Origin of the sequence: Pseudoxanthomonas sp. PXM04, from assembly GCF_014851695.1 — a bacterium.
Taxonomy (GTDB): Bacteria; Pseudomonadota; Gammaproteobacteria; order Xanthomonadales; family Xanthomonadaceae; genus Pseudoxanthomonas_A; species Pseudoxanthomonas_A beigongshangi.
Map to the genome: position 1 here is coordinate 209256 of NZ_JACVAG010000001.1, position 14297 is coordinate 223552.

General features: G+C 68.3%; 14 protein-coding genes. 5 read left to right on the forward strand and 9 right to left on the reverse strand.

Going from position 1 to position 14297, the window contains the following annotated elements; genetic code table 11:
* Nucleotides 1–9 precede the first annotated feature (9 nt).
* The 6 genes from IB228_RS01000 to IB228_RS01025 form a co-directional block, all read right to left on the reverse strand.
* A complete protein-coding gene (locus tag IB228_RS01000; RefSeq protein ID WP_141453905.1) occupies nucleotides 10–834 on the reverse strand; it encodes a class I SAM-dependent methyltransferase in 825 nt (274 codons plus the stop codon).
* Nucleotides 835–847: 13 nt separating this feature from the next.
* Nucleotides 848–1846 (reverse strand): tRNA dihydrouridine synthase DusB, encoded by a 999-nt coding sequence (dusB, locus tag IB228_RS01005; protein WP_192197326.1) that lies wholly within the window; start codon nucleotides 1844–1846, stop codon nucleotides 848–850.
* A 39-nt stretch (nucleotides 1847–1885) separates the two neighbouring features.
* Nucleotides 1886–2314: a hypothetical protein gene (locus IB228_RS01010; RefSeq protein ID WP_192197327.1), complete on the reverse strand. Its 429-nt coding sequence runs from the start codon at nucleotides 2312–2314 to the stop codon at nucleotides 1886–1888.
* A gap of 209 nt (nucleotides 2315–2523) precedes the next feature.
* The gene (locus IB228_RS01015) at nucleotides 2524–2859 is read right to left on the reverse strand and encodes a YegP family protein (protein WP_192197328.1); all 336 of its coding nucleotides are present in this window, start codon (nucleotides 2857–2859) and stop codon (nucleotides 2524–2526) included.
* 48 nt (nucleotides 2860–2907) lie between these two features.
* Entirely contained in the window at nucleotides 2908–4023 is a 1116-nt protein-coding gene (locus tag IB228_RS01020) for a PepSY-associated TM helix domain-containing protein (RefSeq protein WP_192197329.1), read from the reverse strand.
* A 38-nt stretch (nucleotides 4024–4061) separates the two neighbouring features.
* Entirely contained in the window at nucleotides 4062–6227 is a 2166-nt protein-coding gene (locus tag IB228_RS01025; protein WP_192197330.1) for a TonB-dependent receptor, read from the reverse strand.
* Nucleotides 6228–6426: 199 nt separating this feature from the next.
* Here IB228_RS01025 and IB228_RS01030 point away from each other — a divergent pair, with 199 nt between their 5' ends.
* Nucleotides 6427–7245, forward strand: a complete 819-nt coding sequence (locus IB228_RS01030) for a hypothetical protein (protein ID WP_192197331.1) — start codon at nucleotides 6427–6429, stop codon at nucleotides 7243–7245.
* Nucleotides 7242–7904: a hypothetical protein gene (locus IB228_RS01035; protein WP_192197332.1), complete on the forward strand. Its 663-nt coding sequence runs from the start codon at nucleotides 7242–7244 to the stop codon at nucleotides 7902–7904. The genes IB228_RS01030 and IB228_RS01035 overlap by 4 nt, the downstream gene beginning before the upstream one ends.
* A gap of 24 nt (nucleotides 7905–7928) precedes the next feature.
* On the opposite strand, the gene IB228_RS01040 is transcribed toward IB228_RS01035, so the two are convergent.
* From IB228_RS01040 to IB228_RS01050, 3 genes are all read right to left on the reverse strand, one after another.
* Entirely contained in the window at nucleotides 7929–8894 is a 966-nt protein-coding gene (locus IB228_RS01040) for a ribokinase (protein ID WP_192197333.1), read from the reverse strand.
* A gap of 82 nt (nucleotides 8895–8976) precedes the next feature.
* A complete protein-coding gene (locus IB228_RS01045; protein ID WP_183644064.1) occupies nucleotides 8977–10275 on the reverse strand; it encodes a nucleoside transporter C-terminal domain-containing protein in 1299 nt (432 codons plus the stop codon).
* Between the two features lie 90 nt (nucleotides 10276–10365).
* Nucleotides 10366–10941, reverse strand: coding sequence for a TMEM165/GDT1 family protein (locus tag IB228_RS01050; RefSeq protein ID WP_183644061.1), 576 nt, complete (start codon nucleotides 10939–10941; stop codon nucleotides 10366–10368).
* Nucleotides 10942–11208: 267 nt separating this feature from the next.
* Here IB228_RS01050 and IB228_RS01055 point away from each other — a divergent pair, with 267 nt between their 5' ends.
* The 3 genes from IB228_RS01055 to IB228_RS01065 all read left to right on the forward strand — a co-directional run bounded on the left by IB228_RS01055 (nucleotide 11209) and on the right by IB228_RS01065 (nucleotide 14236).
* Complete coding sequence (locus IB228_RS01055; protein WP_183644058.1) at nucleotides 11209–12180, forward strand: aldo/keto reductase; 972 nt, start codon at nucleotides 11209–11211, stop codon at nucleotides 12178–12180.
* A gap of 371 nt (nucleotides 12181–12551) precedes the next feature.
* Nucleotides 12552–13469 carry an ATP-binding cassette domain-containing protein gene (locus IB228_RS01060; RefSeq protein WP_192197334.1) on the forward strand — a complete coding sequence of 306 codons (918 nt, stop codon included), beginning with the start codon at nucleotides 12552–12554 and terminating at the stop codon, nucleotides 13467–13469.
* The gene (locus tag IB228_RS01065; protein ID WP_192197335.1) at nucleotides 13466–14236 is read left to right on the forward strand and encodes an ABC transporter permease; all 771 of its coding nucleotides are present in this window, start codon (nucleotides 13466–13468) and stop codon (nucleotides 14234–14236) included. Before IB228_RS01060 ends, IB228_RS01065 begins: the two co-directional genes overlap by 4 nt.
* Nucleotides 14237–14297 lie beyond the last annotated feature (61 nt).

Below are 14297 nucleotides of genomic sequence, written 5' to 3' on the forward strand. Positions count from 1 at the left end.
TACGGATAGTCAGTAGACCGTGGCGCTGGCCTGCACGAACGCGTAGAAGAACACCGCGTTCGGATCGTTCTGCACATCGTTCATCTCGCGGCGCATGCCTTCGACGACGTCCGGGGTGACCCGGCCGGCCTCCAGCAACTGCTCGGACGCCGACAGCAGCAATTCCTCCCAGAACGCGATCATGGTCTTGCGCCGCGCCGGTTCGCGATTGTCGAAATGGAAGGTCTTGATCTCGGTCTGCACGTCGCGGAAACCGCCGGCCAGCAGCAGGTTGCCGAGCTTGGCGCCGACGAACGGATCCCCGCCGTTGTCGTACTGGAAATCGTTGAACGCCATCCAGTAGCGCCACACGTTGGGCGAGTAGGGATGCAGCAGGAACGAGGAGTTCATCACCTCGGTGACGTAGACCGGCGAGCCGGGCGCGAGCACGCGGCGCACCTCGTTGAGCACCCGCTGCGGCGAGGGCACGTGTTCCAGTACCCAGCACAGGAACGCGGCATCGAAGGTGCGCGGTTCGAACGGCAGGTTGGTGGCATCGGCCTGGTGCAGCTCGTAGCGTTCGCGGCACCAGGGCATCTGGGCCAGATTGCGGCGCGCGGCTTCCAGTTGCAGCGAATTCAGGTCCACGCAGGTCACGTGGATGTCGGGGAACCGCCGCAGCAGGATTTCGGTCTGCGCGCCGACTCCGCTGCCGACTTCCAACACCCGCCGCACGCCGGTGTAGTCGATGCGGCTGAAGATGGTGGATTCGGCCAGCCGTGCCTGCTTCATCAGGCGGGCCTGCTCCACCGGCGAGAAACCGTGCAGATACGCGGGAGACGGGGATTCGCTCATGGCACGGCTCCGGTCAGGCGGCGGCGGGCAGCTCCGGGACGACGCCCGCGATCAGGGCGTCGAAGTAATCGGTGGTCAGCGCGATCTGCGCTTCGGCGGTTTCGGCGCGGTTGACCACCGCGCGGAAGGCGGCGTTCTCGGGACGATCCTTCGCATACCAGCCCAGGTGCTTGCGGGCGATGCGCACGCCCTGCGCCTCGCCGTAGAACGCATGCAGCGCATGCAGGTGGCCGAGCAGGACATCACGGACTTCCGACAGCGCGGGTGCGGGCAGGAGGTCACCGGTGGCCAGGAAATGCGCCACCTCGCGGAAGATCCATGGCCGGCCCTGCGCGGCGCGGCCAATCATCACCGCGTCGGCGCCGGTGGCCTTCAGCACGGCCGCGGCCTTGTGCGGTGAATCGACGTCGCCATTGGCGAACACGGGGATGCGCAGTTCGGCCTTGATCGCGGCGATGGTGGCGTACTCGGCCTGGCCGGTGTAGTGCTGATCGCGGGTGCGCCCATGCACCGCCAGCGCGGCGATGCCGCTGGCCTCGGCGATGCGCGCGATCACCGGCCCGTTGCGGTGGTCGCAATCCCATCCAGTGCGGATTTTCAGGGTGACCGGGACGTCGACCGCGCCGACCACGGCCTCCAGGATCCGCGCCACCAGCGATTCGTCGCGCATCAGCGCCGAGCCGGCCCAGGCGTTGCAGACCTTCTTGGCCGGGCAACCCATGTTGATATCGATGATCTGGGCGCCGTGATCGACGTTGTAGCGCGCGGCCTCGGCCAGCTGGCGCGGCTCGGTGCCGGCGATCTGGACGCTGATCGGCGCCGGCTCGCCGTCGTGGTCCATGCGCCGGCGCGATTTGTCGGTCTTCCAGAAGCGCGAGTCGCTGATGGTCATTTCCGACACGGCCAGTCCGGCGCCCAGCCGCTTGCACAGCTGGCGGAACGGCTTGTCGGTGACCCCGGCCATGGGAGCCAGGATCACCGGGGTATCGATGCGGTGCGGACCGATCTGCATGCGCGCATTGTAGTGCGGCGGACGCGCGGGAACGTGTACCTACAGGCTGGGCCAGACCTGCAGGGTGCCGGCAAGATAGAACCCGCCGAGTCCCAGGCAGGCGACCGAACTGACGATCCAGAAGCGGACACCGTTGTAGCCGGGCCGAAGCGCGGCGATGGCCACGCCGGCGATTCCGCGCAACAGCAGGACGGCGGTGATCGCGGGCAGGATGAAGCGGGTGGCCGGCAGGGTGGGAAGCATTCCCGCGCCGGCCAGCGCGTACAGCGTCCAGATCCCCAGTACGAGCGTGATCGCGCCGGTGATGACCGTCGGCCGCCATCGGCGCTCGCGCGACCAGCGGACCATCCGTTCGCCGGCCCCCAGGGCGTCGTACCAGGCGGGACCGAACGCGATGCAGCCGATATGCAGCAGCGCCGCGAGCGCCGTGCCCGTCGCGGCCAACAACAGCGCCGTATTGCCTTCCATGCGAATCTCCGGAGTCGGGACCCGATCCTGGACGAGGCGCGGGAGGAGGGGCAATGCGACGGAAGGTCGCAGCATACGCCGCGCGCGCGGCGCGGACGGTCAGCGTGCCGGATCGGGCGCGCGCCGCGGAAGCGCGGCGATTGGCTGCCGATGGAAACGAAGGAACAGGGAGGCGCGGCCGGTGGTCGACCGGGCCGCGCGGAAGGACATCAGGCGGTCTCGTCGACCACCTCGGCATCCGGGGCGTTGCTCTTCACCGATGCGATGCCGTTGTCGCGGCTGGATTCGGATTCGTACATCTCGCTGGTGCCAATGACCTGGCTGTTGCCGGCCAGCAGATTGAAGAAGAACTTGTTGTTGCTGGACACCTTGCGCTCGTAGCGGGCGTCGTCGGTGCTGTTCTTCTTCACGGAGTCGATGCCGTTCTTGCAGCCGGCCTTGTCGGCGTAGCCCTGGCTGCTCAGGATGACCTGGCCGTTGCCGGCCTTCAGGTTGAACTGGAAATCGCCGTTGCTGCGCTTGCCGATCACGAACTTGCCTGCCATGAAGTCCTCCTTGGAAACGGGTGGCCTGGCGAGCTTAGCCGTGGCGTCTTAAGGATCCGTGACGGTACGACGACGGCGCGCGCGCCAGAACAGGAAGCCGGTGACCAGGAAGAATGGCGGCAGCAGGCCGGACGCCGCCACCGCCCATTGCCACGGCCAGCCGCCGATGAAGCCGCCATGCAGCGGATACATGGCCTCGTCGATGCGTGCGCCCGCGCCCTGGCGGGTGGCGGTGTGGACCTGGACGACGCGGGCGGCGTAGGGGTCCAGCCAGACCTGGCTGCGCCCGTTCGGATGCCATTCGCCGATGGCCCGGTAGCGGATGGTGATCAGCGCGTCCTGGTCGTCCGGCGGGGAAATGCGCCGCAGTTCCCCGCCTTTCACTACCGCCTGCGCGGCGCGCAGGATCGCGGCCCAGTCGACGTCGGCTTCGCGCGGCGCCATCGGCAGCGGCGGCACCACCTCGGGACCGTCGTCGAAACTCCAGCGCAGCGCCGGCCGGACCGCGTCGTGATAGACGATCGCCACGCCGGTCACCGTCACCAGCAGCAGCAGCGGCAACAGCACCGCGCCGGTGCTGCGGTGCCAACTCAGCCAGCGCCGGGTCGGCGGGCCGGCGTGCCAGCGCAGGCTGGCGGCCAGCGCGCCCTTGCGCGGCCACCACAGGTACAGGCCGGACAACAGCAGGAAGATCGCGATCAGCCCGCAGATGCCGAGCAGATCCTCGCCGGTTTCGCCATACAGCAGGTGGGTATGCAGTTCGCGCAGCCACAACACCGGATCGTTGTCGGCGTTGCGGATCAGCAGCAGTTCGCCGCTGGCCGGATCAAAATAGCGGCGTTCGCCGTCCGGGAAATACGCCTGCCAGACCGGCAGGCGCGCGGTGGGAATGTCCACCGAGCGCAGGCCGCGCGGCTGCCATTCGGCCAGCAGGCGTGCGAACGCCTTTGCCTGTGCATCCGCGCCCGGCAACGGCCGCCGGGTCCATTCCGGATGCTGGGCGAGCAGGATTTCCCGCTGGAAGGTCAGCACGGTGCCGCTGAGCGCGACCAGCGCGAACACCGTGCCGACAATCAGCCCCAGCCACAGGTGCAGCCACTTCAGCGCGCCGCGCACGCGATGGCGTGGCGGCGTGGAAGCGGATGTGGCCTGGCGGTGCGACATGCGGGGCGTTGTGGCGGTGGCCGTTCAGGAGTGGCCGTTCAGAACCGGTGCGACCAGCTCAGCGACAGCACCCGTCCACGCCCGGCGACATAAGTGTCCTCGCGCGGCGTGCTCTGCGAGTAGTAGGTCACGTACTGCTCGTTGAACAGGTTCTCGATGCCGACGCTGAGCGTGCCGACCGGCAGACGGAAGCGACTGAGCAGATCCACGGTGGTGTAGCCGTTGAAGCGGGTGTTGGGATTGGTGACACCGCGGAAATCGAAGCTGCGATCCTGCGAGCTGCTGGCCTGCAGGCGCAGATCCGCCGACGGCGTCACCGGCACTTCCCAGAACGCGGTCCAGCGGTCGGGGCTGACGTTCACGCCCGGCAGGTCGCTGTCCACCCGGTTGTCGCGATCGCTGTCGTAGCGGCCTTCGCTGCGTGCGTACGCGACGCCGGCGCGCATGCCGTTCTCGGCCTGGTAGGCGACGCTGCCGTCGATGCCCTTGATCTCGGTGCGCTCGCGCGCGACCTTGTAGGTGCGCGTGGCGGTGTCGTAGTTCAGGCGCGCGCCGAGGTCCGAATCGGACCAGTACGCCGCCAGGTGCACCAGCCAGCGGCCGTTGTCGTAATCCAGGCCGATTTCCTGGTTGTCAGCGATGACCGGCTGCAGATCGACGAGGTTGGCGACACGCTGGTCGGGCGCGGTGATGCCGCGCAGGACGCGGCCGATGTCGGCGACGGTGTAGCCCTCGGAGTACGAGGCGTAAAGCTTCAGCGTGTCGGTGACTTCCCAGACGATGCCGGCGTTGGGCATGGTCTCGCGGGTTTCCGGTTCGCCGCCCTCGACGAAGTAGCGGGTGCCGCGGACGCCCGGCGGATTGGTGCGCTGATCCGGAACGGTCAGGTAGTCGTCCACCTTCAGCTTGCCGCGCTCGTGGCGCAGGCCGGCGGTGAACATCAGCGATTCGGTCATCCACCATTCGGCCTGCACGAACGGCGACCACGATTCGTAGATGGTCTCCGGCACCCAGGCCATGCGCGCGCGCACCAGTTCCTGTTGGGTCTTGTCGCGGGCGATGTCCAGGCCCAGGGTCACGCGCAGGTTCTGGTCGAACAGGTTGCCGCGCGACCAGCTGAACTTGCCGCCCAGTTTCTCGGACAGGTTCTGCGACTGATCGAACCAGTGCGGGTCGCGGCCGTCGCCCCAGAAGTCTTCCCAGTCGGTGCTGCCGTAGCGGCCCTTGAAGTCCACCCAGTAAAGCTGCGCCTGCAGGTAGCCGCCGGCCAGGTCCTTGTCGGTGTAGTCCACACTCAGCGAGGTGGACAGGTTGCGGGTGCCCTCGCCGGGCTTGCTGCCACGCACCGAGGTCGCCAACTGGCCGGTGGCCGGGTTGCCGTTCACCGTCACGTAGTCGTTGTTGCCCACCAGCTCGTAGCGGTTGGCGCTGAGCTGCAGGCGACGGTTCTCGTCGATGTTCCAGCCGGCCTTGGCGAACAGGTTGTGGCTGCGCGCGTCCATCAGGTCGCCCTGCACGTCGTTGACCGCGATCGCGCGGCCGTCGCCGTCGTAGTACAGCCCTTCGCTGGCGTAGGAGGCGCCGCCGACGAAATCGAACGCGCCTTCGCGCATGCCGAACACGTAGGAGGCGCGGTAGCCGGTGCTGTCGCTCTCGTGCGGCAGCGCGGTGCTGGCGCCCACGGAAACATCGTGGAAGCGATCGCCGTCCTTGCGCGGCGCGCGCTTGGTGATGATGTTGATGATGCCGCCGGAAGCGCCCAGGCCCTGCATCGCGTTGGCGCCATGGATGACTTCGATGCGTTCGATCATCGCCGGATCGATGGTGTGGCCGTCACGGCCGCCTTCGCGCAGCGGGGTGGACTGCGGCACGCCGTCCACCAGGTACAGCGGCTTGCGGCCGCGCAGGTTCTCGCCGGCGTTGGTCAGCTTCTGCCGCGAGGGCGTGAACGAGGGAATCAGGTTGGCCAGCACCTGCGACAGGTCCTGGGTCAGCGCCAGTTGCTGGTCGAGCTGGACCTTGTCGATCACGGTGATGGTGTTGGGCAGCGCGGCGGCGGAGTCGGGGATGCGGCTGGTGCTGGCCGAGACGCTGACGCGGTCCAGTTCGACCGGCGCGTCGGTGGCGCCGGCCTGGGCGTGCGCAAGGGTGGGGAGGGCGGCCAGCAGGGCGGCCGCCAGCAGATGGGGACGATGGGAATGCATGGGATGGGGGTGGAGTGAAATCGGCGGCATTGTAAATGAGAAACGTTATCGGTACGAGCGCGGGCCGGCTTCCGGAATGGCGCGGCGTCCTGGCTTTTTAGGAGCTTTCCGATGGTCCCCGGGGCGGCCGGCATGGTCTTTTCCGGAGGCGCGCCGGGAGGGGAATCCCCGGCGCATCGCCCGGAGTCCTCGCCATCCCATGAACAGCTGGAACATAGAACCGAACACGGTGTCCGATGGGGCCGGATCGCTTCCGCCGGCCGCCCCGAGGGCGCCCCAGAACCCTGCCTCGCCATTCGCCACCGCGCAGGAGCCCAGGCTCAACGAAACCGCGCTGACCGCGATGGCGGGGGCGCGCCAGGCCTTCTTCACCGGCCTGGGCAACGTCAGGCCGTATCCACTGCCGCCGCCCCGGCACCCTGTCTTCACCCGTGGTCCGATCTGGCCGGCGCTGCGCCAGGCCTGGCGGGTGATCCAGCGTCCCGATACCACGCTGATTTTCAGCGATGGGCTTTCCGATCCTTTCGACCCCTTCGATCCGGGCAATCCGTTGGACGCCGCCGGCGCGGGCACGACGACGCCCGGTCTGGGGATCGAGGTCTACGCCGAAGCGCGTGGCGCGCTGGCCGATCCGGGGACCTCCTGGTTGTTCGATCTGGTCCACCAGGTCAGCCAGAACGCGGTGGCCCACGGTCGTTTCCTGTCGCTGCTGCGCGAGCAGGGCGCCTTCAGCCTGCAGATGAGGGTGGCGGGCCTGCCCGATACCTGGCGTTCCGCCAGCGGGTTGGTGACCGTCCTGGTTGGCGTGCGCGCGGCGACCGTGCCCGCCGCGTTCCCCTCGCCGCGCGGCCGGGTCAGGGCGGTCGCGCTGACCATGCTTCCCGCGGCCCGCCGGTTGGCCCTGGAGCAGGAGGAGGGTGGCTTCGTCGGTCAGTTGGCTGGTTTGGTCGAGCAACTGGGCGAGACCCCGGGCGGACACCTCAACGATCCCGCGCCCGCCTTCGGGAGTCCCGCATGAAGCGCGGGAGCGGTTTCGCCGAGCGTGTCGCCGCGGCCTTTCCGGTCGCCAATCCGCTACCGCCCCTGCTTTGGCAGGCGCTGGACTGGCTGGACGTGAATGGCTTTGTCGGCGGCGGAAGAAGCGGGCAGGTCGCGCGCCTGTATCCCGGCCAGGAACCGGGATCCTCGCGGGTGACGCTGAGGATACCCGCGAGGGACGACACCCGGGCCTGGACGCGCAGCGAGCATCCGCGGGTCAACGACCGCCTGGTGCTGTTCGTCGATACCGGCTTGGATGGTTCCCGCGCCGGCCTGTGGCTGGACGACCATGGCCACCAGCGGCTGGTCCATGTCGGCGCGCCCGAAGGGCCGGCGCTGCTGTGCGAACTGGCCGACGATCCGGTGCACCTGCTGCGCCTGCTGGCCCTGGGCTATCCGGAACTGTCGGCGCCGGACTATTTCGCGATGGCGCCGGCCGAGGCCTATGCCATGGGTTATGGCCTGGCGGTAGACTATCTGGCGCCGCTGCGGTTCCGCGCCTACGTCGAACGCGATCTGGATCTGGACGTCCCGGCGACCGCATCGATCATCGTCAGGCGGATCGCCAGCCTGCATGATCGCCAATCCGATGATCGCTTCTGGCGCTGGCTGGCCGAAACCCGGAATGGGCAAGCGTGACAGCCGTGGCCGCCGCCGTACGAATCAGTCGCCGAAGCGCGCCTGCACGTCCGCCCGCGTGGGCATCGCCAATGCCGCGCCCGCGCGTTCGGTCGACAACGCGGCATAACGGTTGGCGAAGCGCACGTGCTCGGCGAACGCGGCGTCCGGCGCATGCACCAGCGACGCGGCCAGCGCACCGTTGAAGGCATCGCCCGCGCCGGTGGTGTCGATCGCGGTCACCGACTCGGCCGCGTGCCGATAGAACATCCTGGCATCGCCGCGTTGCTGCTCCTCGGCGTGCGAGACGAACACGCCAGTGGCGCCGAGGGTGATGACCACCGTCCCGCGCGGCAGCACTTCACGGCACAGCGCGTGCAGGCGCTGGCCGTCCAGCGCGGCCACATCCTCCGGCGCCACCCGTTCGCCGACATGGCGGGCGAGCAGGGCGGCGAACTCGGTTTCGTTGGGTGTCAGCACGTCGGCCAGCGACAGCAGCTCGACGGTGGTCGCGGAGTTGGCCGGGGCGGGGTTGAGCAGCGTGGGCACCCCGTGTCCGCGCGCAGCGCGCAGGGCGGTCAGCACGCTGTCCAGCGGTGATTCCAGTTGCACCAGCAGCGCGCCGGCGCCGGTGATCGCGTCGCGTTGCGTCTCGACGAAATCGACCGACAGATCCGCGTTGGCGCCGGCGCCAATCACGATGGTGTTGCGCCCCATCGCATCGACGTAGATGCCGGCGGTGCCGGTCGGTTCGGCCGATGCCTGCGCGATCAGCGTCACGCCGTTGTCCGCGGCCAGGCCGCGCGCCAGTTGCCCGCCGGCGTCATCGCCCAGCGCACAGACGAAACGCGTGTCCGCGCCGGCGCGCACCGAGGCGATGGCCTGGTTGAAGCCCTTGCCGCCGGGGCCGGTGTCGTAGCGGCCAGCGATGGTGGCGCCGGGCGCCGGCAGCTGATCGCAGCGCCAGACGTGATCGACATTGAAGGAACCGACGAGGGTGACGCTGGGCATGGAGGTGGTCAGCTTGTTCCGGGCGGGGCGGTTGCCCGCTGGAGCACATCGTCTCCGGCGGCGTGGTAGCGGAAGGCGGCGATCAGCCGAAGTGGGTCAGCACGCCGGCAATCGTCGCGGTCATGAAGGTGGCGATGGAACCGCCCAGCACGGCGCGCAGGCCGAAGCGGGCCAGGTCGGCGCGGCGCTCCGGCGCGAGGCCGCCGATGCCGCCGATCTGGATCGCGATCGAGCTGAAGTTGGCGAAGCCGCACAGCGCATAGGTCGCGATCAGGCGGCCTTCGTCGCTCAGCATCATGCCCGGCACCTGGCCGTTCACGACCTTGGCCAGTTCGGTGTAGGCGACGAATTCGTTGATCACGACCTTCTGGCCAATCAGCGAACCCACGGTGGTCGCGTCCGCCCACGGCGTACCGATCACCCAGGCGATCGGCGCCAGCAGGTAACCCAGCAGGGTGGACAGGCTGGTCGGCTTGCCCAGCATCGCCTGCAGGCCGCTGATTTCGCCCAGCCAGGTCAGCGGGGCGTTGAGCAGCGCGATCAGGGCGATGAAGGCCAGCAGCATCGCGCCGATGTTCAGCGCCAGGCGCAGGCCGTCGCCGGCACCGGCCGCGGCCGCATCGATGACGTTGCTGGTGGTCTTCTCCACTTCCATCTTCACCGTGCCGCGGGTCAGCGGCGTGCCGGTTTCCGGAATCAGCAGCTTGGCCACGACCAGGGTGGCGGGCGCGGCCATGATCGAGGCCGCCAGCAGGTGCTTGGCGTAGAACGCCTGCTGCACCGGATCGCTGCCGCCGAGCATGCCCACGTAGGCCGCCAGCACGCCGCCGGCGATGTGGGCCATGCCGCCGATCATCATGGTGATCAGTTCGGACTCGGTCATCCGCGGGATGTACGGGCGCACGGTCAGCGGCGCCTCGGTCTGGCCGATGAACACGCTGGCGCACACGCTGGTGGTTTCGGCGCCGGACACGTTCATCACCTTGGTGATGGCCCAGGCCATTGCCCGCACCACCGCCTGCATCACGCCCAGGTGATACAGCACGCCCATCAGCGCGGAGAAGAAGATGATGGTGGGCAGGACCTGGAAGGCAAAGATGAAGCCCACCTTGGAGGTGTCCATCAGGCCGCCGAAGATGAAGTTGGAGCCCTCGTTGACGAAGCTCAGCACCTTCACGAAGCCCTGGCCGAGCCAGTCGAACACGTCGCGGCCGCCGGGCACCAGCAGGACGATGGCGGCGAAGCCAATCTGGAGCAGGATGCCGGTGACCACCAGCCGCCAGTCGACGGCGCGGCGATTGTTCGAGAACAGCCAGGCGATACCGATCAGTACCACCAGGCCGAACAGGCCGAAGCCGATCCGCCCCAGAGCTTCCACCATGCAATCCCCCAGACCACTACGCGTCGTTCAAAGGCGGGCAGTCTAGCAGGCCGGGCGAGCCGGCCTGCCTGAATCGCGCTCCAGCGGGGCTCAGCCGACCCCGAAGCAGGCCACCCACGCGGCCAGGCCCAGGAACACCAGCGCCGCGACCGTGCGCGCCAGCTTCAGCGGCAGCCGGTCGGCGAACCGGTGGCCCAGCCACACCACCGGCAGGTTGGCCACCAGCATGCCCAGGGTGGTGCCGGCGATGACCTGCCACAGCGGGTCGTAGCGGGTGCCCAGCAGCACTGTCGCCACCTGGGTCTTGTCGCCGATTTCGGCCAGGAAGAACGCGACCGTGGTCGCCACGAAGGCGCCGTAGGCCGGCAGTTTCTCTTCGTCCTCGTCCAGCTTGTCCGGCTTGAGCGTCCACAGCGCGACCGCCAGGAAGCTCGCGGCCACGCCCCAGCGCAGCACGTCCGGCGACAGCCAGCGGGTCAGTTCGGCTCCCAGCCAGGCGGAGATGGCGTGGTTGACCAGGGTTGCGGCGAGAATGCCCCAGGCGATCGGCCAGGGCTTGCGGTAGCGCGCGGCCAGCAACAGGGCGAGCAGTTGGGTCTTGTCGCCGATCTCGGCGAGCGCGACCGTGCCGGTGGAGACCAGCAGGGCCTGGAACGACAGCAACATCAGGAACTCCGGGGCCGGGCTTCGCATGGACGCGAAGGCAAACGCACGCAGCCCGGCCCGGGTCGCGTCGCGCTTGCCTTCGGTCTTGCCCGACGAAGCCTTTGCTTCGTCCCCCGCACCATGGCGTGCCGCCAAGTGTGTTGATGCAGGGTATCCGCGCGTGGCGGACGGGCTACTCCCCGGAGGTAAGTGCGCGCATTCTAGCGGAGGCCCGCGGGCGCGGGCGTAAACTGTTCTCATTTACCCGTCCGTGCGAGGTTGCCGTCCATGCAGTACCGCCGCCTGGGAAGCTCCGGATTGCAGTTGTCGGCACTCTCCTTCGGCAGCTGGGTGACGTTCGGCGATCGCGTCGGGCGCGAAGCCGCGCGCGATCTGCTGGCCTGCGCGTGGGACCATGGCGTCAATTTCTTCGACAACGCCGAAAGCTATGCCCAGGGCGCGTCGGAAACGGTGATGGGCCAGGCGTTGCGCGACCTCGGCCTGCCACGCGACGGCTATTGCGTCTCCAGCAAGGTCTTCTTCGGTTCGGCCGAAACGCCCCGCCCGACCCAGCGCGGGCTCTCGCGCAAGCACGTCACCGACGCCTGCCACGCGGCGTTGGCGCGTCTGCAGGTCGATTATCTGGATCTGTTCTTCTGCCATCGTCCCGATCCGGAAACGCCGATCGAGGAAACGGTCTGGGCGATGGACGCGCTGGTCCGGCAGGGCAAGGTGCTGTATTGGGGCACCTCGGAGTGGCCGGCGACGCAGATCCGCGAGGCCGCCCGCGTCGCGCGCCAGCATCACCTGCACGGCCCGACCATGGAGCAGCCGCAGTACAACCTGCTGCGCCGCCAGCGGGTCGAACTCGAATACGCGCCGCTGTATGCCGAACTCGGCCTCGGCACCACCACCTGGTCGCCGTTGGGCTCCGGCCTGCTGACCGGCAAATACAACGACGGCATTCCGGACGATACCCGCCTGGGCCACGCCGGCAACGAGGAGTTGCAGCGGATGGTGATCGGCACCGCCGGTGACCGCAAGCTGGAGCGCGCGCGCCGCTTCACCGCGCTGGCGGCCGAACTCGGCGAAGCCCCGGCGCCATTGGCGATCGCGTGGTGCCTGCGCAATCCGCATGTGTCCACCGTCATCACCGGCGCCAGCAGGGTCGGGCAACTGCAACAGAATCTGACCGCCATCGATCTGGCGCAGCGTTACGACGAAACCGTCTGGGAACGACTGGGCGCCGCCGCCAGCTGACAACAAATGAAGTGACATCACCCCCCTCCCCCGTTCACGGGGGAGGGTCGGGGTGGGGGCAAGCCGGAGCCACTGATCCCGACGCTCCAATCAGCCATCAAACGCCCCCACCCAAAACCACCACAACACATGACCAATCCCGCCGCGTGACTCCAACGTTCACACGGCACCATGTACCCCCTCCTCCGTTCCCGGGGGGAGGGCTGGGGTGGGGGCAAGCCGAAGCCGATGATCTCGACGCTCCGATCAGCCACCGAAAGCCATTCACCCAAAACCACCACAACACATGACCAACGACACGGCGTGACTCCCGGCAGGGGAGTCCGCGAGGTGACGATGCCGATACTGCGGCCCTATCCGCAGGAGCGGCCATGACCTACGCAATCCGGACCTTCGATCTGCAGCGCCGCTTTCCCGGCGGCTTCGGCGTGCAGTCGCTCAACCTGCATGTGCCGGCGGGCACCGTGTACGGCTTCCTGGGGCCGAACGGCGCCGGCAAGACGACCACGGTGCGCTTGTTGCTGGGCCTGCTGCATCCGGATCGCGGACGGGTGGAACTGTTCGGCCAGCCGCTCGTGCGCGATGACCGGCGGGTACTGTCGCGGGTGGGTGCGTTGGTGGAATCCCCTTCGTTGTATCCCCACCTCAGCGGTCGGCAGAACCTGGAGGTCACCCGCCGCCTGCTCGATCTGCCGCGCAAGCGCATCGACGAAGTACTGGATCTGACCGGATTGCGCGACGCCGGCGATCGGCGCGTGCGCGCGTATTCGCTGGGCATGCGCCAGCGCCTGGCGCTGGCCCTCAGCCTGCTGCCTTCGCCCGGCCTGCTGATCCTCGACGAGCCCAGCAACGGCCTGGATCCCGCCGGCATCCTCGACATGCGCCGGTTGCTGCGGGAGCTTGCGCAGCAGGGCATTACCGTGTTCGTCTCCAGCCACCTGCTTGGCGAGATCGAGTTGATTGCCAGCCATGTCGGCGTGCTGCAGGCGGGGCAGCTCCGTTTCGAAGGACGGCTGGAGGAACTGCGGTCACGCGCGCGCCCACGCCTGCAGATCCGCTGCGACGATCCCGCGCAGGCCGCCGAGACCCTGCGCCAGGCAGGCGAGCGGATCAGCGATCTCGATGCGGAAGGACTGAAGGTCCACCTGCATCTGCGCAGCGAACAGGACATCAATCGCCTGTTGGTCGGCCGCCGAATCGGTGTTTCCCATCTGGCGCGCGAGGCGGTGTCGCTGGAATCACTGTTCTTCACCCTCACCGGCGATCCCGCGCAGGAGCAGGCGGCATGAGCGCGATCATTCCCGCAAGCCTGCGCGCGCTGTCCGCCGAATCGTTGAAACTGAAGGGCACGTTGGCACTGCGCCTTTGCTTCATCGCGCCGGGGCTGGTGGTGGCGCTGTCGGTGCTGCAATTGCTGCTAAGCAAGGGCGGGCAACCGCTGGCGACGCCGCTGCTGGCGTGGGAGCGCTTCATCCAGGGCGTGATGCTGCTGTGGGCGTTCCTGATGTTGCCGCTGTACGTGACCCTGCAATCGGCGTTGCTCGCCGGCCTCGAACACGGCGAACGCCAGTGGAAGCACCTGTTCGCGTTGCCGGTTCCGCGCAGCGCCCACTACCTGGGCAAGCTGATCATCCTGATCGGAATGGTGGCGCTGGCGACGCTGGTGCTGGCCGCGCTGATTCCGCTGGGGGGATGGCTGCTGGTGCAACTGCACAATCCGCTCGGCATCGGCGGCCCGGTGCCCTGGGCCTTCCTCGGTCTGCGCGCGGCGGTCGTCCTGGCCGCGTCCGCCTGCATCATCGGCCTGCACCTGTGGATCGCCCTGCGCTGGACCAGCTTCACCGTGGCGGTCGCGACCGGCATGACCGCCACCGTGGCCGGATTCCTGATCGGCCAGTCGGCCCGCTTCGGACCGTGGTATCCGTGGACCTTGCCGATGCAGGTGTTCGCGGGGCAGGGCGAACTGATGGGACAGGTCGCCGTGACCGGCCTGCTGGGCGGCGTAGCCGCCGTGGCGCTGGGTCTGTGGGACTTCGTGCGTCGCGAATACCCCTGAATTCCGGCCATTGACGGCAAGGGCGGAAACGCCAGCCGGGAATTGAAAAAAAGATTTGACT